Origin of the sequence: Variovorax sp. PvP013, assembly GCF_050435945.1 — a bacterium.
GTDB lineage: Bacteria > Pseudomonadota > Gammaproteobacteria > Burkholderiales > Burkholderiaceae_C > Variovorax.
In genome coordinates this window covers 499,733-526,244 of the sequence record NZ_JBNDLF010000002.1, presented here as the reverse complement: position 1 = coordinate 526,244, position 26,512 = coordinate 499,733, and the positions used below count along the sequence as shown (strand labels likewise).

Here is a 26,512-nt window from a genome sequence, read left to right as displayed (position 1 = left end):
AATGACCGGCTCGCACTTCCGCATCACCGCTTCGACATTTCTCCACCATGGACGCCTTCGCACCCGACTCCCGCCCGCCCTCCGACAACGGCCGCGTCCCCTCCGAGATCGATGCCGGTCCCGAGATGGCCGAGCCCCGCGAGGAGGACAGCGGCTCGCTCGCGGTCGAGTTGCGCGCGCCCACCATCAGCCGGGCCTACCAGTGCCAGTGCGGTCGCCCGGTCTACCTGCGCAACAGCCAGTGCCTGGCCTGCGGCACGCACCTGGGCTACGTCACCGACCGCCTGGGCGTGGTGCCGCTGGAGTCCGCGCACGAGGACGGCGCCGACCCGTATCTGTACGTGGTCCATGGCGACCACGGCGGGCGGACGTGGCGGCGCTGCGCCAACTTCAATACGGCCTCGCGTTGCAATTGGATGGTGCCTCAGCCCCGGACCGGCGACGATGCGGAGTGCACGGGGCACGGCCTGCTCGACGGCTTCTGCCTGTCGTGCAGCGCCACGCGCACCATCCCCGACCAGTCGGTCGAGGGCAACGGCGCGCTGTGGAACAAGCTCGAACTGGCCAAGCGCCGGCTGATGTCGCAACTGCTCGTGCTGGGCCTGCCGATCGTCACGCGCCATGCCGACCCGGTCGGCGGCCTGGCCTTCGACTTCCTGAGCGAGCTGCCCGGCGGGCCGCGCGTCCTGACCGGCCACGAGGGCGGCGTCATCACGTTGAACGCCGCCGAAGCCGAGGACGTGGTGCGCGAGCGCATCCGCGCCGAGATGCGCGAGCCCTACCGCACGCTGGTGGGCCACTTCCGCCACGAGATCGGCCACTACTACTGGGACCGGCTGGTCTACCCGACGGACTGGCTGTTCGACTTCCGCGAACTCTTCGGCGACGAGCGCGCCAGCTATGCGGACGCGCTGCGCGTCCACTACGAGCAGGGTCCGCGGCCCGACTGGGCCGGCCGCTGCGTCACCAGCTACGCCAGCGCGCACCCGTGGGAGGACTGGGCCGAGACCTGGGCGCATTACCTGCACATGGCCGACGCGGCCGACACGGCGATGAGCTTCGGCGTCGACGCGCGCAACGTCGAGCTCTCCGGCGACCTGTTCGACTTCGCCGACCTGTGGCAGCCCGACCACCCGGGCGCGTCCAAGTTCCTGGATTTCCTCAACGGCTGGGTGCGCCTGACCAACGTGCTCAACGAACTCTCGCGCAGCATGGGCCAGTCCGACTACTACCCCTTCACGCTGCCGCGCGCGGCGGTCGGCAAGCTGCAGTTCATCCACCAGATCGTCACCGAGCAGCGCCTGCACGCGCAGGCCATCGGCGAGATGCCGGTGCCGGAGACGACGGGCGACGACGGCACGACGGACGTGCCGGAAGAAGAAGTCGGAGGTCGGGGCGACGGCACGTCCGACGACGGTTTCGTACCGGTGCCGTCAGCGCCGCGGGACCACGCGCCGGCTCAGGTCGGCGCCTGAGTCGTGGCTGCTCCGGCGGTGGCGTGCGCTGCGCAGCGTGCGCAGATGCAGGCGACGTCGCGCGCTCCATTGGGCAGGGGCGCCTTCAGCGCGGCCGTGAAGTCGACCGACTGGCACCAACAGGATGCCGGTGCGTCGGCCCCGGTCGAGCGTGCCGCCTCCATCGCGCAGGCGTTCGACGCGCCGCACAAGGGGCACAGCGTAGCATTGCCCGAGGTGGAGATCGTCGACGGCTCGACCCGTCGATGATCGCCTGTGGACAACGTATCGAGGTCTGTATGAGTAGCGCGGGACATCAGCCGGCACCCCACCAGTTCACCGTTCGCAGGCCGGGAACGGACACGAGGTCCTTCTGATTCCGCGTGACCAGCGTCAGTCCGTGCGCGATGGCGATCGCTGCGATCTGCCCCTCGACGAAAGGCAACGCCGCACCCGCCTTTTCGCGATCCTCGCGGAGCTCGGCATGGATACGTGCAGCGGCCGCGTCGTAGGGCAGCATGGGCAGCGAGCCCACCACGTCGGTCAGGTAGCGCTCGATCGCATCGCGCCGCTTGCCTTCGGGCATGCGCAGCCATCCGAACCGCAGTTCGTGCCATACCGGCGTCGCGATGGCCAGTTCGCCGGCATGGCGCGTTAACGCCGCCTTCACGTCTGCATCGGGCGCCGGGCGCGTCGCTTCGGAGAGCACGTTGGTATCGAGCAGCCAGCTCACCATTCGACCTTGCGCCCCGGTAATGGATCGCGAACGTCGACCCACGAGTCGTCGATCGGAGCATCGCCGTCGAGATGATGCTGGCGCCAGCCATCGAGCAGTTCCGCGAAGTTCCGCGGAGCACCCGATAGCCGACGGAACTGCGCGATCGACATCAGCACGGCAGCGGGTTCGCCACGGCGCGAAATCAACGCCGGTTCCGTGCTGATTTCCACCATGCGCGAGGTGTCGGCGAGGTTGGCACGGACTTGTGAGAGGGGAATGTGCTGCAGGAAAAAAGCTCTTTAAAAACGTACGTTTAAATTGTACGTTTCACGAGAGTCTGGTCGACGAAGCCAGTGTTGATGAAAGCCACGCTCGCGGAGCAGCCTCGGCGATGCAGGCCTTGAGGTTGATGCTGGTGCGGCGCTCCTCGTCCATGAGGTCTAGCTTGACGGTGTTGGCGGGGAGGCCCAGCAGCTGCTCGACGCGGCCGAACAGCTCGCTGTCGAAGTTCACCTCGTTTGGGCCGTGCATCTTGGGCTTGAATGTCGAGGAGGGTCGACAGCGAGGGCTCGAACACCACGTTGCTGTTGCCGACCGGGTTGGTCCGTCCCGCTCGTCTCATTGCACCCTTCTACGATGTTAAAAAGCTCGGAGGCTGCGGGACCACACCGATAATCTGGTTGCTCCAGAAGGAATGACGCTTGGTCACCGGATTTACCCTATATCAAACGCAGTACTTCGCATGGCTGCTTTCACGCCAGATTGAGGGCTCGTCTGCCGACAAGCTAGCGTCGACGCTGGTCGACGCGCAGGTGGATTTAAATCCGCATCAGGTCGACGCAGCGCTGTTTGCCTTCCGTAGCCCGCTGTCGAAGGGCGCCATCCTTGCCGATGAAGTCGGTCTGGGAAAGACGATAGAAGCGGGCTTGGTCATCGCGCAGCGCTGGGCCGAGCGGAAGCGACGCATCCTCATCATCGTTCCGGCCAACCTTCGAAAGCAATGGCACCAGGAACTGCAAGACAAGTTCAGCCTGAACGCTGTCGTTCTTGAAGCCAAGAGCTTCAGGCAGCTTCTCAAACAAGGGCTCAAGAATCCGTTCGAACTGGCGGATCGAATCGTCATTTGCTCCTACCAGTTCGCTAAAACGAAAGCCGACGAGCTGAAGGGTATCGCCTGGGACTTGGTCGTCATGGACGAAGCGCATCGTCTGCGCAATGTCTACAAGCGGGGCAACGTCATCGGCAAGACGCTGAAAGATGCGCTGAGTCATGCGCCGAAAGTCTTGCTTACAGCCACGCCACTGCAGAACTCGCTGATGGAGCTGTATGGCTTGGTTAGCTTAGTGGATGACAGGGTATTCGGCGACGCCGACAGCTTCCGCGAGCAGTTCAGCGGATTGGGCAACCCCGATACCTTTGCGCGCCTGCGCAGCCGGCTCGATACCGTCTGCATCCGCACGCTTCGCCGGCAGGTGCAGCCCTTCATCCCGTACACGCGGCGCATTCCGATGGTTCAGGACTTCACGCCCCGGGCGGAGGAGCAGGCGCTGCATGAAGACGTCGCGGATTACCTGCGTAGACCGGTGCTCAACGCACTTCCCGGCGCGCAGCGGCAGCTGATCTCGCTGGTGCTCTGGAAGCTGCTGGCGTCCTCCAGTTTCGCCATCGCAGGTGCGTTGGGCACGATGGCCACCCGGCTAGAGGCCGAGTTGGCCAGCAAGCCGTTGGACGAGTCGTTGACGGAGACATTGGACGAAGACTACGAGGCGCTCGACGAAACCGAAGAGGAGTGGTCGGAGCAACGGGCGCGGCCGGATTCAACGGTGAGTTCGAGCGTTGCCGAGGAAATTGCCGAGTTGCGGGACTTCCAACGGCGGGCCGGCACGTTGCACGACAACGCCAAGGGCGATGCGTTGCTTAAGGCGCTGGACTTGGCATTCACTAAGCTGGAAAGCATGGATGCGCCGAAGAAGGCTCTGATCTTCACAGAGTCGAGGCGCACGCAGGATTACCTGCTCGGGCTACTCGAAAGGAGTAAATGGGCCAGCCAAACCGTGCTTTTCAACGGCACCAACAACAGCGCTCAGGCGACGGATCTCTATCAAGGGTGGCTCGCCCGCCATGCGGGCACCGATCGCATCACGGGCGTGCGCACCGCGGACACGCGTGCCGCGCTGGTTGAGCACTTCAAGGATCACGCCAATATCATGATCGCGACCGAAGCGGGCGCCGAAGGCATTAACCTTCAGTTCTGTTCGCTCGTCATCAACTACGACTTGCCGTGGAATCCGCAGCGCATCGAGCAGCGGATCGGTCGCTGCCACCGCTATGGTCAAAAGCACGACGTGGTGGTTGTCAACTTCATCGATCTGAGCAACGCGGCGGATCGGCGTGTCTATGACCTCCTAGCCGAAAAGTTTCAGCTTTTCGAGGGCGTGTTCGGTGCCAGCGATGAGGTTTTGGGTGCGCTGGAGAGTGGCGTTGATATCGAACGGCGCATCGCCGCAATCTATGAGGGCTGCCGGAAGCCCGATGAGATCGAAGACTCTTTCCGCCAACTGCAGCTCGATCTGGCGGGGGAAATCAACAGCACCATGCTGAAGACACGCCAACTGTTGTTGGAGAACTTCGACGAGGCGGTGCAGGAAAAACTCAAGCTGCGGGAGACCCAGAGCAAAAGCTCGCGCACACGTTTTGAGCGTTTGCTGCTGGACCTGACGCGATCGGAGTTAAAAGACCTCGCCACTGCCGATGAAGGCGGTTTCGAATTGCACGCGCTTCCGCAGGCGGTCGAGGCAGCCGATGCTTCTAGCATTCCATTGGGGCGCTACGAGTTGCCCCGCCGTAACAGTGATGCTCACCTGTACCGGGTCGGTCACCCGCTGGCGCAGGCGCTCATCGCCAGCGCCCGTGCAAGGCGCCTGCCGCCTGCCCGTTTGCGCTTCGACTACGAGGCCCACGGTGTTCACGTCGCCACTTTGCGCGATCTTCGAGGTCAGCATGGGTGGCTTGCCCTCAGTGTCCTTTCAGTGGACTCTCTTGGAACGAAAGAAGAGCACTTGCTGGTGACGGCGGTCGACAGCCAAGGCAAGCCTCTGCACGATGAAGACCCTGAAAAGCTACTGCGCCTTCCTGCGCAACTGCTCGAAACGCAACTTTTCGACGAACCTCCGGCATCGCTCGACAACCAGATGTTGGCTCTGGAAAGTGCTCGCCTGGGGGAGATCAATCTGCGCAACCTCGGGTACTTCGATGGCGAAGTGCAGAAGCTCGACGCCTGGGCCGACGATCTGAAAATCGGGTTGGAGAACGAAGTCAAAGAGCTCGACCGCGAGATCAAGGACGTTCGCCGGACGGCCAGCGTCTCCGGCACGTTGGACGAAAAGCTGCATTGGCAGAAGCAGCAGAGGGCGCTCGAAGACAAGCGCGGCCAGTTGCGTCGGCGGATTTTCGATCGGCAGGACGAGATCGATGCACAGCGCAGCAGGTTGATCGACGACCTGGAGTCGCGCTTGTCGAGCGCGGCCCGGTTGCAAGATGTTTTCGTCATCGCTTGGGAGTTGGTGTAATGGCAACCGCAACACCGCGCCCGTTGGAAGTCCAGCAGATTCAAGCCTTTCTCAAAGCCGAATTTGCTGGTTCCATCGAGGGCCTTGGCAATGAGAAAGACAAAGATCGCAACTTCCTATCGAAAGCGTTGGCTGCCTTCTTTCTGATGTCACAGGCCGGCGCTTCGAAGGCTGAGGCGGTGGCGGCAAGCATTGATGGGGGCCAAGACCATGGCGTTGACTCGGTCTACATCGGTACGACCGGCGTGATCTGGCTCGTTCAGTCCAAGTACATCCACAGCGGGCTCGGTGAGCCCATCCTGGGTGATGCGTCCAAATTTCAACTGGGTGTGCTGGACTTCGCTGCGGGGAGATTCGAGCGGTTCAATGCGGCCCTACAGCAGCGCAAGGCGGCTATCGAAGCCGCAATGAATGGCGACTACAAACTGCGATTTGCACTGGCCTACACAGGAACATCGCTGGATGAAGATCGCCGCACACTGTTCTCCGATGTGGTGCAGCGCATCAATGCGATCCATCCGGGGCGCGCGCAATTCACGCGCTTTGGTCTCAGCGATTTCCATGACGTTCTCATGGCGCGCCGTGCCGAACAGGTCATCGAGGTGGAGATCGAACTGCAGAACTTCGGTTTGGTGGAAGCGCCTGCTCGCGCCTTCTACGGTGTCATGCGAGTTCGAGACTTGGCATCGCTCTATCAAACGCATGATCACGCACTCGTTCGCGCCAACATCCGCCGCTATAGGGGCTCGTCCGAAGTCAACGCGGAGATCACCCGCACGCTGACGCAGGCACCCGCGGACTTTCTCTACTTCAACAACGGCATCACCCTCTTGTGTCAGCGGATCACGCCGGTCGGCCCCATGGATGCGCAGCGATCACGCGGGCGTTTCAAGCTCACAGGCGTCTCCATCATCAACGGCGCCCAGACCGCAGGCACTGTGGCGCAGCAACCGCTGGCGCACTACGACACGCACGAGGCCTATGTTCTGGTGACCTGCATTCAGGAGGGCGGCGCGGCTGACTTCGGCGACCGAGTGACGGAATACCGGAACAGTCAGAACGCGGTGACGGTGCAGGACTTCATTGCGCTGGACGACAACCAGGAAGACTGGCGCCGCACGTTGAAGGCTGCCGGCATCACCTACATCTACAAGCAAAGTGCATCGGACCCGCATGCTGCAGAGAAGGTCTTCACCGCGCAGGAGGCGGCCAACTGCTTAGCGTGTTCCTTGACCGGCACGGCGAGCATGCAATTGCTCTCTGCGCTGCGCAGCACGCCAGAGCGTCTGTGGGACCGCAGGCGCAATCTGGCGGGCGATGCGGTCGCGCAGACTGCGGATTCGCTCTACGGACAGTTGTTTCCAGACGAACTGACGGCCCGGAAGCTGTGGCGGACCACGCAGATCGGCCGCATGATCCGAACGACTATCAACGCGGATCTAGCGACGCAATCTTTAGAGGATGCCGCCTTCACTCGAGAAACGATCGAACTGGTTTCGCACCTTGTCTTCACGCGCAAGAGAACGCTGACCGACGCCGTGACGCTGACCTTGACCAGCGCGGAGCGCATGGAAATATCGGTCGCCATCGATGAGGTCCGGAGCGAGTTGGCCAAAGCCTGCGCAGAAGCCCATTGGGTTGGAAAGCCGCCAGCCGAAATTTTCTCCCATCCGGGAAATCTACAGGCCCTCAAGGCCGATGTAATGCGCGCCTTGAAGATCACAAAATAATTCGCATGACTCGACAAAAACTAGAACTGACCTGGATCGGTAAGGATCAGCGGCCGCGCTTGGAGCCGCGCATCTTATTGGAAGACCCGAATCGCAGGTACTACGCGTCTTCGTGCAGGTCCGATTTAGACATATTCGACAACCGTTTGATCAAGGGTGATAACTTGTTGGCGCTTAAAGCGCTGGAGGCGGAGTTCGCTGGCAAAGTGAAGTGCGTATTCATTGACCCACCGTACAACACCGGAAGTGCGTTCGAGCATTACGATGATGCGCTAGAACATTCGATTTGGATTGGATTAATGCGTGATCGGCTTGAGCGGTTGCGTGGCCTGTTGGCGCCAGATGGATTCATTTGCTGTCATATCGATGATTCGGAAGGGCCGTACCTAAAAGTCTTGATGGATGAGGTGTTTGGACGCGCAAATTACCTTGTAACTTTGTATGTACAAGTTAGATATTCTGAGAAAACGCTGAAGCAGGACATGGCTTTTCATAAACAGATTGAGCAAATTCATGTTTACAGAAAGCAATTTGGTGCGCAACCTGTTCAGAACAGTCGCGCGCTCGACTTTGAGAAGTTCTGCTATCACGTTAAGGAGAAGGGTGAGGGAAGGATAGTGAAGCTTGGAGGGCGCGATGTCCGGGCATTTGAGGCTCACGAATGGGAGGTCAAAAAGCAGGAGGGCTCAGCCAAAGGGTTAAAGGAAATTTGGGCCACAGGCTCAATCCTTGATGGCAACTCAACTGGTCGATTTTTTCGCGATCATCTTGCTGGCAGGTCAAAGATTGACGGATTGGGCATGCTCTATAAGGTGCCAGGAATCGGGGATGATGGTCTGGGCTATCGGTACATAACTGGTCCAGCGCGCGCTACTGCAACCAAAGGGAAGTACTACCAGGGCGTTCCACTTGACAAACTTGAGAGCGAGGGCGTTGAACAAGCGTCGCCGATTGAGAATTTTTACGATCTTGCTGGAAGTTTTGGAAACTGCAGACATGAAGGGGGTGTTGACTTCAGGTCTGGGAAAAAGCCCGAGGCTTTACTCGAAGTCGTTCTAAGACATTTTTCAAGACCAGGAGATTTGGTTCTGGATTCCTTTGCCGGCTCTGGGACTACAGGTGCGGTAGCCCACAAAATGGGTCGCCGCTGGATCATGGTGGAGTTGGGCGAGCATTGCGACACGCATATCATTCCGCGGCTGCAGAAGGTTATTGATGGGCAAGATGCCAGCGGCGTAACTCAGACCACAGGGTGGCAGGGTGGAGGTGGTTTTCGCTATTACGAAATAGCCCCCACACTGCTATCTACTGACCGCTGGGGCAACCTCGTTATTAATGTCGAATACGACGCCAGCATGCTAGCGGCGGCCATGTGCAAACTCGAAGGGTTCAGCTATGCGCCTTCCGACGTGCTGTGGTGGAAGCAAGGCCATTCCAGCGAGCGGGACTTCATCTATGTCACCACGCAAACCCTGTCCGCCGACCAACTCGCCGCCTTGAGCGACGAGGTCGGCTCGGACCGTTCCTTGCTGGTCTGCTGCGGCGCGTGGCACGGTGTTTCAGGAGAGCAAGCGGCAGAGCGCTGGCCCAATCTCACTATCAAGAAGATCCCCAAGATGGTGAAGGACCGCTGCGAATGGGGCCATGACGACTACAGCCTGAACGTTGCCAACTTGCCGATGGCGCAGAAGACGGTGGACGCGCCAGCGCAGCCTGATTTCTTCACCGACGCCGCCGACGGTGAGGCCGACTGAGGTGGCAACACCATTGCGCAAGAAACTTGTCGAGGTTGCGCCGCCGCTCTATGGCCGTGTGCGCGACATCCTGGAGGCCGCTCGTGCCGGTGTGGTGCGCACGGTCAATACCACGCAGGTGGCGGCCAACTGGTTGATCGGCCGGGAAATCGTGGAGGAAGAGCAGCGCGGGCAGCGACGCGCGGGCTACGGCGGCAAGCTGCTGGCCGAGTTGTCGGCGCGGTTGAATGCAGAGTTCGGGCGTGGCTACTCGGTCGACAACCTCGAAGCGTTCCGGCAGTTCTATCTCGACTACCCGCAGTTGATTTCCGAGACGCTGTCTCGGAAATCAGCGGTGGGCTCCTTGGTGCTGCCCTTGGCCTCAACGCCCGAGACGCCTTCTCGGAAATCATCGAAGGCTGACGAAGCCTGGCGACCCGGCGTGCTGCATCCCTCGTTGTCGTGGAGCCACTACCGTCAGCTTCTGCGCGTCGCGCGCAGCGAGGCCCGCGCCTTCTACGAGATCGAGGCGATCCGCAATGCGTGGTCGGTGCGCGAGCTGTCGCGGCAGACAGCCAGTCTGTTGTATGACCGGTTGGCCAAGAGCAAGGACAAGAAGGGCTTGATGCGCCTCGCCACGCACGGGCAGGAGGTGATGCAACCGCTCGATGCGCTGAAGGATCCGTTGGTGATCGAGTTTCTCGGACTGCCCGAATCGCCGAAGCTGGTGGAGTCGAAGCTGGAGCAGGCGCTCATCGACAACCTGCAGACCTTCTTGCTCGAACTGGGCAAAGGCTTTGCCTTTGTATCGCGCCAGGAGCGAATCACGGTCGATGGCGATCACTTCTACATCGACCTGGTTTTCTACCATGCGGTGCTTAAGTGCTATGTGCTGATCGATCTCAAGGTCGGCAAGCTGACGCATGGCGACCTGGGTCAGATCCAGTTCTACGTGAACTACTTCGATCGTGAGCGCCGCACCGAGGGCGACAACCCAACGCTCGGGGTGATCCTGTGCCCGGACAAGAACGATGCGGTGGTGAAGTACACCCTCGGCGAGCAGCAGGAACGCAACATCTTCACGAGCCGCTACCAGTTGCATCTGCCAACGGAGCAGGAACTGGAGCATGAGCTTCGCCGCGAACTGCGGCAGCTTTCCATCAGCGCACCAGCCAAGGTGCCAACTAAGAAAAAGACGAAAGAGGGCAAGCCATGAGTCAGCGCGATGTCAACGATACCGCTGGGCGCATGAGCCTGCGGGCGCCGCAAAGGGAATCGCTCGTCAAGCTCGCCGCTGCGCTGGAGGCGGCGCCCGGCATGCTCAAGCATCAGCGCGATGCGGCAGACGTGGCCGAAGTCTTGGAAACGCTCAAAGGGCAGTTCCCGTCGCTGCAAGACTTCGAGCGGGAGTTTCCGTCGATGTGCTTCGCTTTGGCAACGGGCGTTGGCAAGACGCGGCTGATGGGCGCCTTCATCGCTTACTTGTACAAGGCGCACAGCATCAAGCACTTCTTCGTGCTGGCGCCCAACCTCACGATCTATGACAAGCTGATCGGCGACTTCACGCCCAACACGCCCAAGTACGTGTTCAAGGGTGTGTCCGACTTCGCGGCCTATCCGCCCGAGATCATCACGGGCGACAACTACGAAGAGCGAGCCCAGGCGCTGGGCGATTTGCTTTCGCCGGTGACCATCAACATCTTCAACATCTCGAAGATCAACTCCGAGGTGCGTGGCGGCAAGTCGCCGCGCATCAAGCGGCTGTCGGAGTACATCGGGCAGAGCTACTTCGACTATCTGGCGGGCTTGCCTGACCTGGTGCTGTTGATGGACGAGTCGCACCGTTACCGCGCCAGTGCGGGCGTGCGCGCCATCAACGACTTGAAGCCGCTGATCGGGCTGGAGCTGACGGCAACACCCTTCGTCGAAACGACCAAGGGTCCGGTGCCATTCAAGAACGTGGTGATGAACTACCCGCTGGCACAGGCCATGGAAGACGGCTTTGTGAAAGAGCCGGCCGTGGTCACGCAGCGCAACTTCGACGCCAGCAAGATGCCGCCCGAAGAGGTGGAGCGCGTCAAGCTGCAGGACGGCGTGCGCATGCACGAGGCGACCAAGGTCGAGCTGCAGACTTACGCGCGGACGAACGGCGCGAAGGAGGTCAAGCCATTCATGCTGGTGATTGCACGCGATACTACGCATGCCGGCCAGCTGATAGCGCACCTGCAGTCGAATGAGTTCTTCAGCGGTCGCTACAAAGGCAAGGTCATCCAGGTGGATAGCAGCAAGACCGGCGCTGAGGAGGAGGAGATGGTGCGCCGCCTGCTGGCGGTGGAAAGTGTGGACGAGCCGACCGAGATCGTGATCCACGTCAACATGCTCAAGGAGGGCTGGGACGTCACCAACCTCTACACCATCGTGCCGCTGCGGGCAGCCAATGCGCGCACGTTGGTGGAGCAGTCGATCGGACGTGGGCTGCGACTTCCCTATGGGAAACGGACCGGCGTTGCCAAGGTCGATCGACTCAGCATCATCGCGCACGATCGCTTCCAGGAAATCATCGACGATGCAAACCGGGCTGACTCGCCCATACGACTCAAAGAGTTCTACCTGGATCCGATGGGTAGAGAAGCTGGAGACATGCCGCGCAGCGTCGTCGTACAGCCAAATTGGGAACGCGCCATCGGCGGGCTGGCGATAACCGGCTCCCAGGCCGTTCAGCCGAGCGGGGACAGGACTTCACAACCCCCGCTGTTCAACACAGAGCCTGAGCGGCAGGCAGCGGTTCTGGCGATGGAAGCGGCCGCGAGCTACGAGTTGCTTCCGAAAGACGCACCCACCCGTCAGACCCTTCTGACGCCCGAATTTCAGGCGCGCATCACGGAAGCCGTGAGGGCAAAACTGCCGCCGCAACAGGTCACGCTGCTGGAGGGAGACGATGCGCCGCCGGAGATCAATCTTGCGGATGTCGTGCGACGTGCTGTCGAAAATCTTGTTCAGCAAACGATTGATATCCCTCGCATTGTCGTAGCCCCCAAAGGTGAGGTGACGAGCGGTTTCCGGCCCTTCACTTTGGATGTCTCGAGCCTGCATCTGCAGCCAAAGGACCGTTCGCTCGTTGGTCAAACTTTGCGTACGCATGAGCAGTTCACGCTGTCTGCGCAGAGTGGGCGTATCGAGCGTCGCTTGGAGGACTACATTGTCCATGCGCTCATCGACTTCGACGACATCGACTACATGACGCACGCAGCGTTGCTGTACGACCTCGCAGGGCAGATGGTTTCGCATTTGCGCAGCTATCTGTCCGATGAGACGGAGGTTCGCAATGTCCTTGATCTCGACCGGCAACTCATCGCGCGAAATATTCATGCGCAGATGGCGCAGCACTTCTTCGAATCGGATGCCACCCAGTACGACGTGGAAGTGCGGCGAGGGTTCACCGCGCTGAAGGCGCCGACTTACACGACCACGGCGGGTCAGGTGCCGAGGGACTATCGCCAGACTGTTGACGATCCGAGCCGCATCAAGCAGATGCTGTTCGGGGGCTTCTCGCGCTGCCTCTATCCAATTCAGAAATTCGACTCGGACACTGAGCGCCGCTTTGCCGTGATTCTTGAGCGGGATTCAAGTAAGTGGTTCAAGCCGGCGAAAGGGCAATTTCAGATCTTCTACAAGCTGAACCACGAACACCCCGAATACGTGCCCGACTTCGTAGTCGAGACCACCGATCATTTGTTGCTGTGCGAAACCAAGGCGCGTAAAGACTTGGAAGCAGAAGATGTGCTGGCCAAAGCTCAGGCCGGTGCACTCTGGTGCCGACATGCATCAACGAACGCGAAAGAGATCGGAGCTAAGCCTTGGCTGTACCTGCTTGTTCCTCACGAGCAAGTGACGGAAGACAAGCGGCTGCAGGATTTCTTCCAGTTCGCGGTGACAACAGGAGCATGAAAAAGGCGCCGTGAGGCGCCTTTTTAGATCAGGCCTCGCCCTTTACCTTCAGCCGCCACGCGTGCAGCAGCGGCTCGGTGTAGCCGCTGGGCTGGTCGACGCCCTTGAACACCAGGTCCTGCGCCGCCTGGTAGGCCGCCGAGGTCTTGAAGTTGCCGGCCATCGGCTGGTAGAGCGCATCGCCGGCGTTCTGGCCGTCGACCACCGCCGCCATGCGCTCGAAGGTCTCGTTCACCTGGGCCGAGGTCACCACGCCGTGCACCAGCCAGTTGGCGATGTGCTGGCTAGAGATGCGCAGGGTCGCGCGGTCCTCCATCAGGCCGACGTTGTGGATGTCGGGCACCTTCGAGCAGCCCACGCCCTGGTCGATCCAGCGCACCACGTAGCCCAGGATGCCCTGGACGTTGTTGTCGAGCTCCTGCTGCTTGTCGGCGTCGCTCCAGTCGGCCTTGGGCGCCACGGGCACCTGCAGCAGGTCGTTCAGGATGCGGTCGCGCTCGGCGTTGGCGTCGATCTTCTCCAGTTCCTTCTGCACGTCGGCCACGCTGACCTGGTGGTAGTGCAGGGCGTGCAGCACCGCGGCGGTGGGCGAGGGCACCCAGGCGGTGTTGGCGCCGGCCTTGGGATGGGCGATCTTCTGCTTGAGCATGTCGGCCATCAGGTCCGGCATGGCCCACATGCCCTTGCCGATCTGCGCCTTGCCGCGCAGGCCGCAGGACAGGCCGGTGAGCACGTTGTTGCGCTCGTAGGCGGCGATCCAGGGCGTGGTCTTCATGTCGCCCTTGCGCAGCATCGGGCCGGCGCGCATGGCGGTGTGCATCTCGTCGCCGGTGCGGTCGAGGAAGCCGGTGTTGATGAAGGCCACGCGCGCGGCCGCCTCGGCGATGCAGGCCTTGAGGTTGACGCTGGTGCGGCGCTCCTCGTCCATGATGCCCAGCTTGACGGTGTTGGTCGGCAGGCCCAGCAGCTGCTCGACGCGGCCGAACAGCTCGCTGGCGAAGGCCACCTCGGCCGGGCCGTGCATCTTGGGCTTGACGATGTAGACGCTGCCGGTGCGCGAGTTGCCCTTGCGCTTCAGGTCGATGGTGGCGATGGTGGTCGTCACCACGGCGTCGAGGATGCCCTCGGGGATCTCCTTGCCGGCGGTGCCGTACAGGATCGCCGGGTTGGTCATGAGGTGGCCGACGTTGCGCAGGAACATCAGCGAGCGGCCGTGCAGCTTCAGGGGCTTGCCGTCGGCGCCGGTGTATTCGCGGTCGGCGTTGAGGCCGCGCGTGAAGGTCTTGCCGCCCTTGTCGACCTGCTCGGTCAGGGTGCCCTCGATGATGCCCAGCCAGTTCGAGTACGCCAGCACCTTGTCGGCCGCGTCGACCACCGCCACCGAGTCCTCCAGGTCGAGGATGGTCGACAGCGCGGCTTCCAGCACCAGGTCGGACACGCCGGCCGGATCGGTCTTGCCGATGGCGGTCGTGCGGTCGATGCGCAGGTCCAGGTGGATGCCGTTGTGCCTGAGCAGCACCGACGAAGGCGCGGCGGCGTCGCCCTGGTAGCCGACGAACGCGGCCGGGTCCTTGAGGCCGGTGCTGCTGCTGTGCAGCGCGACGACCAGCGCGCCGTCCTTCACGGCGTAGCCGGTGGCGTCCTTGTGCGAGCCGTTGACCAATGGCGCGGCCTGGTCGAGCACGTCGCGGGCGAAGGCGATGACCTTGGCGCCGCGCGCCGGGTTGTAGCCCTTGCCCTTCTCCGCGCCGTCGGTCTCGGGGATGGCGTCGGTGCCGTAGAGCGCGTCGTAGAGCGAGCCCCAGCGCGCGTTGGCGGCGTTGAGCGCGTAGCGCGCGTTGAGGATCGGCACCACCAGCTGCGGGCCGGCCTGCTGCGCCAGTTCGGCGTCGACGTTGGCGGTGGTGGCCTGCACGTCGGCCGGCTGCGGCAGCAGGTAGCCGATCTTCTCCAGGTGCGCGCGGTAGGCCGGCATGTCGGTGATCGGGCCGGGGTTGAGCTTGTGCCAGGTGTCGAGCTCGACCTGCAGGCGGTCGCGCTCGGCCAGCAGCGAGGCGTTCTTCGGCGCCAGGTCGGCCACGATGGCGTCGAAGCCCTTCCAGAAGGCGGCGCTGTCGACGCCGGTGGCCGGCAGCACCCGGTCCTCGATGAAGCGATGGAGTTCGTTGGCGACCTGGAGGCCGTGGACGGTGGTGCGATCGGACATGGGAACCTCGTTGAAAGAAAAGGGGGCCGGACCGACCGGCGCGGAGCGCGCTGGTCGGCGGGCGGCAAGCGTAAGCGCTTCGCCGCGTGACGCATGTCGTACTTTAGGAGATCGACGCGCGAAGATCGAGCACCGCCGCCGCCTTGGATTCGTGACATGGATGAGGGTAATCGACCATCCAGCGGCGGCCAGACTGTCGATCGGCCTTGGATAATCCTTGCATGGACCGCCTCACCCAGCTCGAATCCTTCGTCGCCGTCGCCACTCGCGGCAGCCTGGCCGCGGCGGCGCGCGCCGAGGGCGTGGCGAGCGCGATCATCGGCCGGCGCATCGACGCCCTGGAGGCCCGGCTGGGCGTCAAGCTGCTGGTGCGCACCACGCGGCGCCTGACGCTCACGCACGAGGGCAGCGCCTTCCTGGAGGACTGCCAGCGCCTGCTGGCGGGCGTCGCCGACGCCGAGGCCGGTGTCAGTGCGGGCGGCCTGAAGGCGCGCGGCCATCTGCGCGTGACGGCGCCGGCGGGCTTCGGGCGCCGCCACGTCGCGCCGCTGGTGCCGCGCTTCCACGCCCTGCATCCGGAGGTCACGATCTCCCTGAACCTGAGCGACCGCGTGGTCGACGTGGCGGGCGAGGCCTTCGACTGCGCCGTGCGCGTGGGCGATCTGCCCGATTCGTCGCTGGTCAGCCTGCGGCTGGCCGACAACCGCCGCCGCTGCGTCGCCACGCCGGCCTTCCTGCAGCGCCACGGCACGCCGCGCCATCCGGCCGACCTGGCGCGTTTCGCCTGCCTGACGCTGTCGAGCGACGCCTCGCAGACGCGCGGCTGGGCCTTCCGCGTGCCCACCCAGGACGGCGCGGGCGGCACAGACGCCGCCACGACCGTGCACCTCAAGCCGCACGGCCCGCTCGACTGCAGCGACGGCCAGGTACTGCACGACTGGTGCCTCGCCGGCCACGGCATCGCCTGGCGCAGCACCTGGGAGATCGACGCCGAGATCGAGGCCGGCGCTCTGGTGCCGCTGCTCGACGAGTTCGCCGCGCCGCCCAACGGCATCTACGCCGTGTTCCCCGGCGCCAAGCACCTGCCGCTGCGCGTGCGGCTGTGGCTGGACTTCCTGAAGGCGGAATACGGCCGCGCCGATTTCTGGGCCGGCGCGGGCCCGGCGCCCCGCACAATGGCGCGACCCGCCCCGCGCGCCCCAGCCCCCACGGAGTCCCCCCGATGACCCTCGAAGCCATCCTCGCCTACCTGCACCTGCTGGCCATCCTGACGATGGTCGTCTTCGTCGCCAGCGAGGCCGCGCTGTGCCGCGTGCAGTGGCTCAACGCCGCCGTGGTCGAGCGCCTGGCCCGGGTCGACCGCGTCTACGGCTTCGCCGCGCTGGCGGTGCTGGCCACCGGGCTGGCGCGCACGCTGCTGGGCGTCAAGGGCACGGCGTGGTACTGGAGCAACCCGCTGCTGCACATGAAGCTCACGCTGTTCGTGGTGGTCGGCGTGATCTCGATCTTCCCGACGCTGACCTTCCTGCGCTGGCGCAAGGCCCTGCGCGCCGACGGCAGCCTGCCGGGCGAGGCGCAGATCGCGAAGACGCGGCGCCTGGTCATGGTGCAGGCGCACATCATCGCCGTGATCCCGCTGCTGGCCGTGTTCCTGGCGCGCGGCTACGGCAAATGATGCGGGGCTGAGCATCCGGAAAGCAGCGCGGCGCCCGGATCGCTCCGGGCGCCGCGCGCGATGGGCCGGGCCGATGTCAGGCGGCGGGCGTGCTCAGGCAGGCCTTCATGTAGGTCTTGCGGTCGTCGCCCTTGAGCTTCTTGTCGGTGGCGCCGGTGTTGCAGGTCTTCATCTTGTCCTGCTGCGTCGCCTTGGCGGCGACGGGCGTGCCGGCGGCCGACAGGCACTGCTTCATGAACGCCTTGCGCTCGTCGCCTTTCTTGCCGGCGGCGTCCTTGTTGCAGGCCGTCATCTTGTTCTGCTGCGCGGTCGGCGCGCGATCGGGGGCGTTCTGGAACTGGGCCGGGGCCGAGGACTGCGGCGCGGCCGAGGGCGCCGACATCGGAGCCGCGGGCTGGGCCTGCGCCGCGCCGAAGGAAAGACAGGCGCCCAGGGCGATCAGGGAGAGAAACGTCTTCATGGTGCGGAGTCCTTGGAGGATTAAGAATAAGAACGTACAAGCTGGTCAACTGCTCTGAAAGTGACCACTTTGGTTAACGCCCGCATGATCGACGCGGATGACACCCGCCGGGGGGCCGGGAGCGCCCCGGTAAAATCCGTCGATGCTATTGGTCAAACAGGAGCTGCTCGCCGCCCTTGCGAGCACGCTCGAATCCTTCTCCCCCGGTGCCGGCGCCCGGGCCGTCTTCGAATCCCCCAAGGTCGCGGCGCATGGCGATTTCGCCACCACGGCGGCCATGCAGCTGGCCAAGCCGCTCGGGCGCAAACCGCGCGAACTGGCCGAGGAGATCTCCGCCGCGCTGCGCGCCACGCCGGTCTTCGATCGCTGGGTCGAGGCCGTCGACATCGCCGGCCCCGGGTTCCTCAACATCCGCCTGAAGACGGCGGCCAAGCAGGAGGTGGTGCGCGAGGTGCTGGCCGCCGGCGCGGACTTCGGCCGTCGCCCGCCCACCGGCGAGCGCGTGCTGGTCGAGTTCGTCTCGGCCAACCCGACCGGCCCGCTGCACGTCGGCCACGGCCGTCAGGCCGCGCTCGGCGACGCCATCTGCAACCTGATGGCGACCCAGGGCGCCGACGTCTGGCGCGAGTTCTACTACAACGACGCCGGCGTGCAGATCCAGACGCTGGCCGCGAGCACCCGGCTGCGCCTGCTGGGCTTCAAGCCCGGCGACCCCGAGTGGCCGAGCGGCGAGAAGGCCGCCGCCTACAACGGCGACTACATCGCCGACATCGCCGCCGACTTCAAGGCCCGCAAGACCGTCAAGGCCGACGACCGCGAGGTCACGGCCACGGGCGACATCGACGACCTGGAGGCGATCCGCCAGTTCGCCGTGGCCTATCTGCGCCACGAGCAGGACCTCGACCTGCGCGCGTTCCAGGTGAAGTTCGACCATTACTACCTGGAGTCGAGCCTCTACACCAGCGGCCGCGTGGCGGCCACCGTGCAGAAGCTCGTCGACGCCGGCAAGACCTACGAGCAGGACGGCGCGCTGTGGCTCAGGTCGACCGACTACGGCGACGACAAGGACCGCGTCATGCGCAAGTCCGACGGCGGCTTCACCTACTTCGTGCCCGACGTGGCCTACCACATCGCCAAGTGGGAGCGCGGCTTCCACCGCGTCGTCAACATCCAGGGCACCGACCACCACGGCACCATCGCGCGCGTGCGCGCCGGCCTGCAGGCCGCCGATGTCGGCATCCCCGAGGGCTATCCCGACTACGTGCTCCACACCATGGTGCGCGTGGTCAAGGGCGGCGAGGAAGTCAAGATCAGCAAGCGCGCCGGCAGCTACGTCACGCTGCGCGACCTCATCGAGTGGACCAGCACCGACGCCGTGCGCTTCTTCCTGCTATCGCGCAAGCCCGACACCGAATACACCTTCGACGTCGACCTGGCCGTGACGAAGAACAACGACAACCCGGTCTACTACGTCCAGTACGCGCACGCGCGCATCTGCTCGGTGCTGGCGGCCTGGGGCGGCGACGAGGCGGCCCTCGCGGACGCCGACCTGTCGGCGCTCGACAGCGCGCCGGCCCAGGCGCTCATGCTGATGCTGGCCAAGTACCCGGAGATGCTCACCGCCGCCGCGCGCGACTTCGCGCCGCACGACGTCACCTTCTACCTGCGCGAACTCGCCGCCAGCTACCACAGCTACTACGACGCCGAGCGCATCCTGGTCGAGGACGAGGCGGTCAAGCGGGCCCGCCTGGCGCTGGTCGCCGCCACGGCACGCGTATTGCACAATGGCCTCGCGGTCCTCGGCGTGAGCGCGCCGCGCAAGATGTGATCGTCCCGATCCCCGGTTCTCTCGGTTCTCTTCTTCCCCGACCATGAAACACAGACAACGCGGCAACACGGCCATCGGCCTGATCATCGGCATCGTCGTCGGTCTGGGCGTGGCGCTCGGCATCGCGCTCTACGTGACGAAGGTGCCGGTCCCGTTCATGAACAAGACCCAGCGCGGGGGCGCCGACCAGGACGAGGCCGAGGCGCGCAAGAACCGCGACTGGAATCCGAACGCGCCGCTCTCGGGCAAGGCCGCCCGCACGACGCCGACGCAGCCCGCCACGGTCGGACCGCTCAATCCCCCCGTCTCGGACGGCACCACCGGTTCGGGTCCGGTGCCCGTCACCGTGGCGCCCGACGCGCGCGGCGGCAGCGGCGGCGCGGCGGGCAACACGGCACGCGCCACGCGCGCGCCGGTGCCGGCCGAGGTGAAGCCCTCGACCACCACGGCCAGCATCCCCTCGGCGTCGAGCGATCCGCTGGGCGACCTGGCGCGCGCGCGCGCCGGCACCGCCGCTCCGGCGGCGGGCGAGGCCGATCCGTTCATGTACTTCGTCCAGGCCGGCGCCTTCCGCAGCAACGACGACGCCGACGCCCAGCGCGCCAAGCTGTCGCTGATGGGCGTCGAGGCCCGCGTCACCGAGCGCGAGCAGGCCGGGCGCACCGTCTACCGCGTGCGCGCCGGCCCGTTCAACAAGAAGGACGACGCCGACCGCCTCAAGGAACGGCTCGACAGCGGCGGACTCGAATCGAACCTGGTGCGCGTCCAGCGCTGACGACGCCCTCCCGCTCTTCCTTCCGAACGCCGGGCCGTCCCGGCCGACCTCCCGGGACCCGGCGGCACGCCGCGCGGGAACTCCCCGCCGGCCTTCCGGCTCCTCTCAGCCCTACAGGAGAATTTTTGATGATGATGAAACGCCGTGACTTCTCGCTGACCGCCGCCTCGATCGCGCTGCTGCCCGTGGCCGCCACGACCGGTGTCGCGCACGCCCAGGGCGGCGCGCCCAAGGCCGGCACCGACTACCAGGTGCTGGGCAAGCGCGCGCCGACCGATTCGCCCGCCGGCAAGGTCGAGGTCGTCGAATTCTTCTCCTACAACTGCCCGCATTGCGCCGCCTTCGAGCCCCGGCTGGAGAGCTGGGTCAAGCAGCTGCCGGCGGACGTGGTCTTCAAGCGCATCCCGGTGCCCTTCGTGGGCAACGACACCGAGCCCAAGCAGCGTCTCTACTACACGCTCGAGGCGATGGGCAAGCTCGACGAACTCCACCTCAAGGTGTTCCAGGCCATCCACCAGCAGCGCCAGCCGCTCACGGGCGACGCCGGCATCACGGCCTGGATGGAGAAGCAGCCGGGCGTCGACATGAAGAAGTTCAACGAGCTGTTCAAGTCGTTCACGGTCGTGGGCAAGGCCAAGCGGGCGATGCAGCTGACCACCGACTACAAGGTCGAGGGCGTGCCGGCGCTGGGCGTGGCGGGCCGCTTCTATGTCGACGGCGGCACGGCCGGGTCGCTGGAGCGCGCGCTGCAAGTGACGGACGGGCTGATCGTCGAAGCCAGGAAAGGCTGACCCCCAGTCTTCGCGCACTGCGTGTCGCTTTGCCAACCCCCTTTCAGGGGGCGATACCAGGGGCCCGGCGGAGCCGGTTCCCCGGTATCCCCGGCATTTGAGGAGTGACGGTTTCGAAGGTCGTGCGGGGCGGTCCTCGGCGCGCAGGCCATCCAGCCCGCCTCGGCGGGCTTTGTTTTGGGCGAGGCGGTGCGCGGGGACGGGCGCATACAATCGTCGAGCAAGTTTCGTGCCTTTGCGCCCGTGCGGTGCCAGAGTTTCAGAGTCCCTCGTGTCCTCCCTGCATCCATGAACCTGCGATTAATGCTTTCCACTACTTCCAAGCTGACGCGTTCCACCGTCGCGCTGATCGCCTCGCTGGTGCTGGGATCGCTGCTGGCGGGCGTGTCGGCGCCGGTCCGGGCCGAGAAGGCCGATCGGACCAAGCCGATGAACATCGAGGCCGACGCCCTGCGCTACGACGACCTCAAGCAGACCAGCGTGTTCACCGGCAACGTGCTGGTGACCAAGGGCACGATCATCATCCGCGGCGCGCGCATCGACGTGCGCCAGGACCCGGAGGGCTACCAGTACGGCATCGTCACCGCCGCGCCGGGCAAGCTGGCCTACTACAAGCAGAAGCGCGACAGCGGCACGGACGAGTGGACCGAGGGCGAGTCCGAGGTCATCGAGTACGACAGCCGCGCCGACAACGTGAAGTTCATCCGCCGCGCCGTGATGCGCCGCCTCATCGGCAGCAAGGTTAACGACGAGACGACCGGCGCCATGATCATCTACGACCAGAGCAACGACACCTTCACCGTCAACGGCACCTCGGTGCCGCCGGGCGCGAGCGTCGCGGCCGGCGCGCAGGGCGGGCGCGTGCGCGCCGTCCTGACGCCGCGCGCGGCGACCGAGGGCGCTGCCGGTGCGCCGGCCGCGCCCGCCCCGCCGCCCGCCGCGCCGGCCGGTCGCGGCCTGCGCCCCAGCACCACGCTCGGCGGCGGCAACGGAGCCCCGGCCCAGTGAGCGCCATCGACGCCAACCTCGTGGGCGCCGGCGCACCGGCCCGATCCGACGCCGGTGCCAAGGCGCCGGTCGTCAGCCGCCTGATCGCCCACGGGCTGCAGAAGAGCTACGGCAGCCGCAAGGTGGTCAAGGACGTCTCGCTGCAGGTGCAGAAGGGCGAGGTCGTCGGGCTGCTCGGTCCCAACGGCGCGGGCAAGACGACCTCGTTCTACATGATCGTGGGCCTGGTGCGCGCCGACGCCGGCGAGATCAGCATCGACGGCGAGCCGATCGCCCACATGCCGATCCACAAGCGCGCGCGCATGGGCCTGAGCTACCTGCCGCAGGAGGCCTCGATCTTCCGCAAGCTCACGGTGCGCGAGAACGTGCGCGCCGTGCTGGAACTGCAGGAGGAGCCCGACGCGCGCGGCCGCATGGCGCCGCTGTCGAAGCAGCGCATCGACGAGCGCCTGGAGGAACTGCTGGCCGACCTGCGCGTGGAGCACCTGCGCAACTCGCCCGCGCTGGCCCTGTCGGGCGGCGAGCGCCGGCGCGTGGAGATCGCGCGCGCCCTGGCCACGCAGCCGCGTTTCATCCTGCTGGACGAGCCCTTCGCCGGCATCGACCCGATCGCGGTGATCGAGATCCAGCGCATCGTGAGCTTCCTGAAGGGACGCGGCATCGGCGTGCTCATCACCGACCACAACGTGCGCGAGACCCTGGGCATCTGCGACCACGCCTTCATCATCAGCGACGGTCACGTGCTGGCGCAGGGCACGCCCTCGGAGATCGTCGACAACGCGGAAGTGCGGCGGGTCTACCTGGGCGAGCACTTCAAGATGTAGCTGGTTGCTCGCCCCCAGGCTGCGGCGCACTGCGTGTCGCCTTCGCCTCCCCCCTACCGGGGGCAGCACCGGCGGCCCGGCGGAGCCGGTTCCGCGGTGCTTCTGGCGCAGGAAGGCTTCGGCTGGCGCCTCGCCTTCCATTCGTTCCTTCTTCAACGCATCCGTATTGATTTGACTTCCTCGATCCTTCCCGCCGCATCGATCCCACGCCCGTGAAACAAGGCCTTTCCCTCCGCGTCTCGCAGCATCTGGCGCTCACGCCGCAGCTGCAGCAGTCGATCCGGCTGCTGCAGCTGTCGACGCTCGAACTCAGCCAGGAGGTCGAGCAGATGCTCGACGAGAACCCGTTCCTCGAACGCACGATGGAGGAGGCCGCGCGCGAGGAGTTCGGCGTCGACGCGGCCGATGCGCCGGCCAGGCGCGACGACGGCGACGGCGACGACTTCGCCGGGTCGGGCGCCGATGCCCAGGCCGATGCGTTCCTCGACGGCGCCGCGGCCACGGCGTCCGCCGCGTCGACCGCCACCTCGTCGTCGACCGAGGGCGACGCGCCGAGCGCCGACGCCGTCGACTCCACCGCCGCCGCCGATGCCCAGCCCGACTGGGAGGGCGACGGCACCGTCGACATGGCGCCCGACGACAGCGAGTGGGGCGGCGACGCGCCGGCGCGCAACACCGCTTCCAACGACGACGGCGAGCGCGCCGACGCCGCCGAGTTCGCGCGCAACCAGGAGTCACTGCCGGCCTTCCTGCACCGGCAGGCCCTGAGCCTGCGCCTGGGCGAGAACGACCGGGCCGCGCTGGCCTTCCTCATCGAATCCCTCAACGACGACGGCTACCTGGAGGACTCGCTGCCGGCGCTGGCCTCGGGCCTGGCGGGCGACGACAACGACGAGTTCGACGGCCTGGTGCATCACTTCCAGGTCGCGCTCGGCCTGCTGCAGAGCCTGGAGCCGGTGGGCGTCGGCGCGCGCGACCTGGGCGAATGCCTGACGATCCAGCTGCGCGCCTTGGCGCGGCCGGGCGAGTCCGAGGCGGTCGCGCAGGTGCGCCGCGTCGCCATCGCCGTGTGCCGCCAGCCGATGGAGCTGCTCGCGCGGCGCGACTTCAAGCGCCTGGCCACGCTGGTGCGCAGCAACGAGGAGACGGTGCGCGCCGCGCTGCAGCTCGTCGCGACGCTGGAGCCCAAGCCGGGCCGGCGCTTCGTCGACGTCGAGCGCAACGTGGTCGTGCCCGACGTGATCGTCACGCGCACCGGGCGGGGCACGAACGTCAAGTTCCGCGTCGCGCTCAACCCGGACGTCATGCCGCGCCTGCGCGTGCACGACATCTACGCCGGGGCGCTCAAGCAGCACAAGGGCGAGGGCAGCCAGGCGCTGTCGCAGCGGCTGCAGGAGGCGCGCTGGTTCATCAAGAACATCCAGCAGCGCTTCGACACCATCCTGCGCGTGTCCAACGCCATCGTCGAGCGCCAGAAGAGCTTCTTCATCCACGGCGAGCTGGCCATGCGTCCGCTGGTGCTGCGCGAGATCGCCGACGAGCTGGGCCTGCACGAATCCACCATCAGCCGCGTGACCACCGCCAAGTACATGGCCACGCCCTTCGGCACGGTCGAGCTGAAGTACTTCTTCGGTTCGGCGCTGGGCACCGAGACCGGCGGCAACGCCTCCAGCACCGCCGTGCGCGCGCTCATCAAGCAGTTCGTCGGCTCCGAGGACGTGAAGAAGCCGCTGTCGGACAGCCAGATCTCCGAGATGCTCAAGGAGCAGGGCATCGAATGCGCGCGGCGCACCGTCGCCAAGTACCGCGAGGCGTTGCGCATCGCGCCGGCCAACCTGCGCAAGGCGCTCTGACCCGATCCCCACCATGAACCAACTGCGACTCTTCCTGCCCTGCGCCGCCGGCGTCGAGGATTTCCTGGCCCAGGAGGTCCACCACCTCACCGGCCTGGCCGGCGACGATCTGATGTCCTCGCGCGGCGGCGTGTTCGTGCGCGGCTCGTGGCGCGACGCCCTCGAACTCAACCTGCACAGCCGGCTCGCCCAGCGCGTGCTGGTGGAATTGGCCCACGGCGAATACCGCAGCGAGAACGACCTCTACGCCATCGCCGGCGGCGTGGCCTGGGAGATCTGGTTCACGCCCAGGCAGACCTTCAAGATCGAGACCACGGCGCAGCACAGTCCGCTCACCAGCCTGAACTTCGCCACCCTGCGCATCAAGGACGCCATCGCCGACCGCTTCCGCGCCAAGGCCGGCGGCGTGCGCCCGAGCATCGAGACGCAGTGGCCCGACTGCCGCGTCTTCGCCCACCTCACCACCGACACCTGCACGCTCTACATCGACACCTCCGGCGAGCCGCTGTTCAAGCGCGGCTGGCGCCAGGACAAGGGCGACGCGCCGCTGAAGGAGACGCTGGCGGCGGCGATGCTGGCGGCCAGCGGCTGGTGGAACCCGGAGACCGGCGAGGTCTCGTCGGCGCCCCTGTACGACCCCTGCTGCGGCAGCGGCACCATCGCCATCGAGGCGGCGCAGATCGCGCGCGGCCTGCCCGCCGGCGGCCAGCGGCGCTTCGGCTTCGAGAAGCTGCTGCCGTTCCAGGCCCACGTCTGGGCGGCGCTCAAGGCCGAGTCCGAACAGGCCGCCGTCCGCGACGCGGCGGGGTCGGCGACGCCCGTCATCTTCGGCAGCGACGTCTCGCACCGCATGGTCGACTTCGCCCAGCGCAACGCCGAGCGCGCCGGCGTGGCCGATGCCATCGACTTCCGCGGCGGCGACGCCCTGCAGCGCATGCCGCCGGCCGAGGGCGGCGTGATCATGCTCAACCCGCCCTACGGCGAACGCATCGAGGTCGGCGGCGTGGCCGCGCGCGGCGCGCGGGGCGGCCCGGTGCGCCCGCCGCAGCGCGACGGCGGGTTCGACGACGAGGCGCCCGCGCCGCGCGCCGCCGCCGGCCGCGAGCAGGCGCAGACCGAGGACGGCGGCGAGTTCTTCGTCCAGCTCGCGAGCCACTGGAAGAAGCACTACGCCGGCTGGACCGCCTGGATGCTCACGCCCGACCTGCAGTGCCCCAAGCGCATGCGCCTGAAGGAATCGCGCCGCGTGCCGATGTGGAACGGGCCGATCGAGTGCCGACTGTTCCGCTTCGACATGGTGGCGGGCTCGGCGCGCACGCCCCGTGGCGCGCCCTGAAGGCGGCGGCGCCGCGGCCCTTGCCGTGACGGCGGCGGGCGGCGTCGTCGTCGCGTCCGATGCCGGCGCCGTGGCTGTCGCCGTCGGCGACGGTGGCGCACCCCCGGCGCCCATCGTCGTCGACACCAACATCGCGCTCGACTTGCTGGTGTTCGCCGATCCATCCTGGGCGGCGCTGCACGCCGGGCTGGCGGCGGGCGCGCTGCGCTGGATCGCCACGCCGGCCATGCGCGCCGAGTTGGCGCGCGTGCTGGGCTATCCGCTGATCGCGCGGCGGCTGCTGCGCGACGCGCGCGCGCCGGAGGCCGTGCTGGCCGCCTTCGACGCCGTCGCGCGCACCGTCGCGGCCGTGCCGCCGCGCGCACCCTTCGTCTGCAAAGACACCGACGACCAGATGTTCATCGACCTCGCCGTCGCCCACCGCGCGCGGCTGCTGAGCAAGGACCGCGCGGTGCTGTCGATGAGGAAGCGGCTCGCGACCCTGGGCGTGGCGGTGGCGCCGGCCTTCGGCTGAACACGCGTCCTGTCCGATTCCCTGCCCTCCGGGGGAGGGCGGGGGTGGGGGCCGGCGGCGGTCATCGAGGCCGCAGCGCCTCCACCGCCC

General features: G+C 65.8%; 21 protein-coding genes and 1 pseudogene. 16 read left to right on the top strand and 6 right to left on the bottom strand.

Annotation, left to right across the window (positions count from 1 at the left end; genetic code table 11):
• The first annotated feature begins 47 nt into the window (after positions 1-47).
• Positions 48-1,475 carry a zinc-binding metallopeptidase family protein gene (locus ABID77_RS10240; RefSeq protein ID WP_429594643.1) on the top strand — a complete coding sequence of 476 codons (1,428 nt, stop codon included), beginning with the start codon at positions 48-50 and terminating at the stop codon, positions 1,473-1,475.
• Here the strand turns inward: ABID77_RS10240 and ABID77_RS10235 are convergent.
• The 4 genes and pseudogenes from ABID77_RS10235 to ABID77_RS10220 form a co-directional block, all read right to left on the bottom strand.
• The gene (locus tag ABID77_RS10235; RefSeq protein ID WP_429594812.1) at positions 1,460-1,639 is read right to left on the bottom strand and encodes a cysteine-rich CWC family protein; all 180 of its coding nucleotides are present in this window, start codon (positions 1,637-1,639) and stop codon (positions 1,460-1,462) included. The two genes, ABID77_RS10240 and ABID77_RS10235, sit on opposite strands and share 16 nt — an antisense overlap.
• Before the next feature lie 131 nt (positions 1,640-1,770).
• Positions 1,771-2,187, bottom strand: coding sequence for a type II toxin-antitoxin system VapC family toxin (locus ABID77_RS10230; RefSeq protein WP_429594640.1), 417 nt, complete (start codon positions 2,185-2,187; stop codon positions 1,771-1,773).
• Positions 2,184-2,450 carry a type II toxin-antitoxin system Phd/YefM family antitoxin gene (locus ABID77_RS10225; protein WP_429594809.1) on the bottom strand — a complete coding sequence of 89 codons (267 nt, stop codon included), beginning with the start codon at positions 2,448-2,450 and terminating at the stop codon, positions 2,184-2,186. Before ABID77_RS10225 ends, ABID77_RS10230 begins: the two co-directional genes overlap by 4 nt.
• Positions 2,451-2,506: 56 nt before the next feature.
• Positions 2,507-2,712 (bottom strand): annotated as a pseudogene (locus tag ABID77_RS10220) (hypothetical protein); the annotation flags it as partial.
• A gap of 161 nt (positions 2,713-2,873) precedes the next feature.
• Between ABID77_RS10220 and ABID77_RS10215 the strand changes: the two are divergent.
• Genes ABID77_RS10215 through ABID77_RS10195 form a run of 5 tightly spaced genes read left to right on the top strand, consistent with a single transcriptional unit; the run spans position 2,874 to position 13,152 of the window.
• Positions 2,874-5,741 (top strand): SNF2-related protein, encoded by a 2,868-nt coding sequence (locus ABID77_RS10215; RefSeq protein ID WP_429594637.1) that lies wholly within the window; start codon positions 2,874-2,876, stop codon positions 5,739-5,741.
• Entirely contained in the window at positions 5,741-7,471 is a 1,731-nt protein-coding gene (locus ABID77_RS10210) for an AIPR family protein (protein ID WP_429594634.1), read from the top strand. The genes ABID77_RS10215 and ABID77_RS10210 overlap by 1 nt, the downstream gene beginning before the upstream one ends.
• A 5-nt stretch (positions 7,472-7,476) precedes the next feature.
• Positions 7,477-9,225 (top strand): site-specific DNA-methyltransferase, encoded by a 1,749-nt coding sequence (locus ABID77_RS10205; RefSeq protein ID WP_429594631.1) that lies wholly within the window; start codon positions 7,477-7,479, stop codon positions 9,223-9,225.
• Positions 9,226-9,238: 13 nt separating this feature from the next.
• Positions 9,239-10,420, top strand: coding sequence for a PDDEXK nuclease domain-containing protein (locus tag ABID77_RS10200; protein ID WP_429594629.1), 1,182 nt, complete (start codon positions 9,239-9,241; stop codon positions 10,418-10,420).
• Positions 10,417-13,152, top strand: coding sequence for a DEAD/DEAH box helicase (locus ABID77_RS10195; protein ID WP_429594626.1), 2,736 nt, complete (start codon positions 10,417-10,419; stop codon positions 13,150-13,152). Before ABID77_RS10200 ends, ABID77_RS10195 begins: the two co-directional genes overlap by 4 nt.
• A 28-nt stretch (positions 13,153-13,180) precedes the next feature.
• On the opposite strand, the gene ABID77_RS10190 is transcribed toward ABID77_RS10195, so the two are convergent.
• Positions 13,181-15,358, bottom strand: coding sequence for a malate synthase G (locus tag ABID77_RS10190; protein ID WP_429594624.1), 2,178 nt, complete (start codon positions 15,356-15,358; stop codon positions 13,181-13,183).
• Positions 15,359-15,579: 221 nt separating this feature from the next.
• Here ABID77_RS10190 and ABID77_RS10185 point away from each other — a divergent pair, with 221 nt between their 5' ends.
• Together ABID77_RS10185 and ABID77_RS10180 are read left to right on the top strand one after the other, a co-directional pair.
• Positions 15,580-16,584 carry a LysR family transcriptional regulator gene (locus ABID77_RS10185; RefSeq protein WP_429594622.1) on the top strand — a complete coding sequence of 335 codons (1,005 nt, stop codon included), beginning with the start codon at positions 15,580-15,582 and terminating at the stop codon, positions 16,582-16,584.
• The gene (locus ABID77_RS10180) at positions 16,581-17,033 is read left to right on the top strand and encodes a DUF2214 family protein (RefSeq protein ID WP_429594619.1); all 453 of its coding nucleotides are present in this window, start codon (positions 16,581-16,583) and stop codon (positions 17,031-17,033) included. The genes ABID77_RS10185 and ABID77_RS10180 overlap by 4 nt, the downstream gene beginning before the upstream one ends.
• Positions 17,034-17,109: 76 nt before the next feature.
• Here ABID77_RS10180 and ABID77_RS10175 read toward each other — a convergent pair whose 3' ends face one another.
• On the bottom strand, positions 17,110-17,493 hold the full coding sequence (locus ABID77_RS10175) for a PsiF family protein (protein WP_429594616.1): 384 nt from the start codon (positions 17,491-17,493) through the stop codon (positions 17,110-17,112).
• A gap of 142 nt (positions 17,494-17,635) precedes the next feature.
• Between ABID77_RS10175 and argS the strand changes: the two genes are divergently transcribed.
• The 8 genes from argS to ABID77_RS10135 all read left to right on the top strand — a co-directional run bounded on the left by argS (position 17,636) and on the right by ABID77_RS10135 (position 26,422).
• Positions 17,636-19,321, top strand: coding sequence for an arginine--tRNA ligase (argS, locus tag ABID77_RS10170; RefSeq protein WP_429594614.1), 1,686 nt, complete (start codon positions 17,636-17,638; stop codon positions 19,319-19,321).
• Between the two features lie 43 nt (positions 19,322-19,364).
• The gene (locus tag ABID77_RS10165; protein ID WP_429594612.1) at positions 19,365-20,096 is read left to right on the top strand and encodes an SPOR domain-containing protein; all 732 of its coding nucleotides are present in this window, start codon (positions 19,365-19,367) and stop codon (positions 20,094-20,096) included.
• Between the two features lie 134 nt (positions 20,097-20,230).
• A complete protein-coding gene (locus ABID77_RS10160) occupies positions 20,231-20,887 on the top strand; it encodes a thiol:disulfide interchange protein DsbA/DsbL (RefSeq protein WP_429594806.1) in 657 nt (218 codons plus the stop codon).
• A 288-nt stretch (positions 20,888-21,175) separates the two neighbouring features.
• The gene (lptA, locus tag ABID77_RS10155; protein WP_429594609.1) at positions 21,176-21,895 is read left to right on the top strand and encodes a lipopolysaccharide transport periplasmic protein LptA; all 720 of its coding nucleotides are present in this window, start codon (positions 21,176-21,178) and stop codon (positions 21,893-21,895) included.
• A 20-nt stretch (positions 21,896-21,915) separates the two neighbouring features.
• Entirely contained in the window at positions 21,916-22,719 is an 804-nt protein-coding gene (gene lptB, locus ABID77_RS10150; protein WP_429594803.1) for an LPS export ABC transporter ATP-binding protein, read from the top strand.
• A 212-nt stretch (positions 22,720-22,931) separates the two neighbouring features.
• Positions 22,932-24,572, top strand: a complete 1,641-nt coding sequence (gene rpoN / locus ABID77_RS10145) for an RNA polymerase factor sigma-54 (RefSeq protein WP_429594606.1) — start codon at positions 22,932-22,934, stop codon at positions 24,570-24,572.
• A 13-nt stretch (positions 24,573-24,585) separates the two neighbouring features.
• Positions 24,586-25,908 (top strand): THUMP domain-containing class I SAM-dependent RNA methyltransferase, encoded by a 1,323-nt coding sequence (locus ABID77_RS10140; RefSeq protein ID WP_429594603.1) that lies wholly within the window; start codon positions 24,586-24,588, stop codon positions 25,906-25,908.
• Between the two features lie 70 nt (positions 25,909-25,978).
• Positions 25,979-26,422: a PIN domain-containing protein gene (locus ABID77_RS10135; RefSeq protein WP_429594801.1), complete on the top strand. Its 444-nt coding sequence runs from the start codon at positions 25,979-25,981 to the stop codon at positions 26,420-26,422.
• Positions 26,423-26,512 lie beyond the last annotated feature (90 nt).

What these genes read in the sequence shown, in the direction of transcription:
- ABID77_RS10195 (WP_429594626.1), top strand. Translation starts at nt 10,417, where the DNA reads ATGAGTCAGCGCGATGTCAACGATACCGCTGGGCGCATGAGCCTGCGG.
- ABID77_RS10160 (WP_429594806.1), top strand. Translation starts at nt 20,231, where the DNA reads ATGAAACGCCGTGACTTCTCGCTGACCGCCGCCTCGATCGCGCTGCTG.
- ABID77_RS10165 (WP_429594612.1), top strand. Translation starts at nt 19,365, where the DNA reads ATGAAACACAGACAACGCGGCAACACGGCCATCGGCCTGATCATCGGC.
- lptA (WP_429594609.1), top strand. Translation starts at nt 21,176, where the DNA reads ATGAACCTGCGATTAATGCTTTCCACTACTTCCAAGCTGACGCGTTCC.
- argS (WP_429594614.1), top strand. Translation starts at nt 17,636, where the DNA reads ATGCTATTGGTCAAACAGGAGCTGCTCGCCGCCCTTGCGAGCACGCTC.
- ABID77_RS10140 (WP_429594603.1), top strand. Translation starts at nt 24,586, where the DNA reads ATGAACCAACTGCGACTCTTCCTGCCCTGCGCCGCCGGCGTCGAGGAT.
- ABID77_RS10205 (WP_429594631.1), top strand. Translation starts at nt 7,477, where the DNA reads ATGACTCGACAAAAACTAGAACTGACCTGGATCGGTAAGGATCAGCGG.
- ABID77_RS10240 (WP_429594643.1), top strand. Translation starts at nt 48, where the DNA reads ATGGACGCCTTCGCACCCGACTCCCGCCCGCCCTCCGACAACGGCCGC.
- ABID77_RS10210 (WP_429594634.1), top strand. Translation starts at nt 5,741, where the DNA reads ATGGCAACCGCAACACCGCGCCCGTTGGAAGTCCAGCAGATTCAAGCC.
- ABID77_RS10185 (WP_429594622.1), top strand. Translation starts at nt 15,580, where the DNA reads ATGGACCGCCTCACCCAGCTCGAATCCTTCGTCGCCGTCGCCACTCGC.
- ABID77_RS10190 (WP_429594624.1), bottom strand. Translation starts at nt 15,358, where the DNA reads ATGTCCGATCGCACCACCGTCCACGGCCTCCAGGTCGCCAACGAACTC.
- ABID77_RS10175 (WP_429594616.1), bottom strand. Translation starts at nt 17,493, where the DNA reads ATGAAGACGTTTCTCTCCCTGATCGCCCTGGGCGCCTGTCTTTCCTTC.
- ABID77_RS10180 (WP_429594619.1), top strand. Translation starts at nt 16,581, where the DNA reads ATGACCCTCGAAGCCATCCTCGCCTACCTGCACCTGCTGGCCATCCTG.
- ABID77_RS10235 (WP_429594812.1), bottom strand. Translation starts at nt 1,639, where the DNA reads ATGGAGGCGGCACGCTCGACCGGGGCCGACGCACCGGCATCCTGTTGG.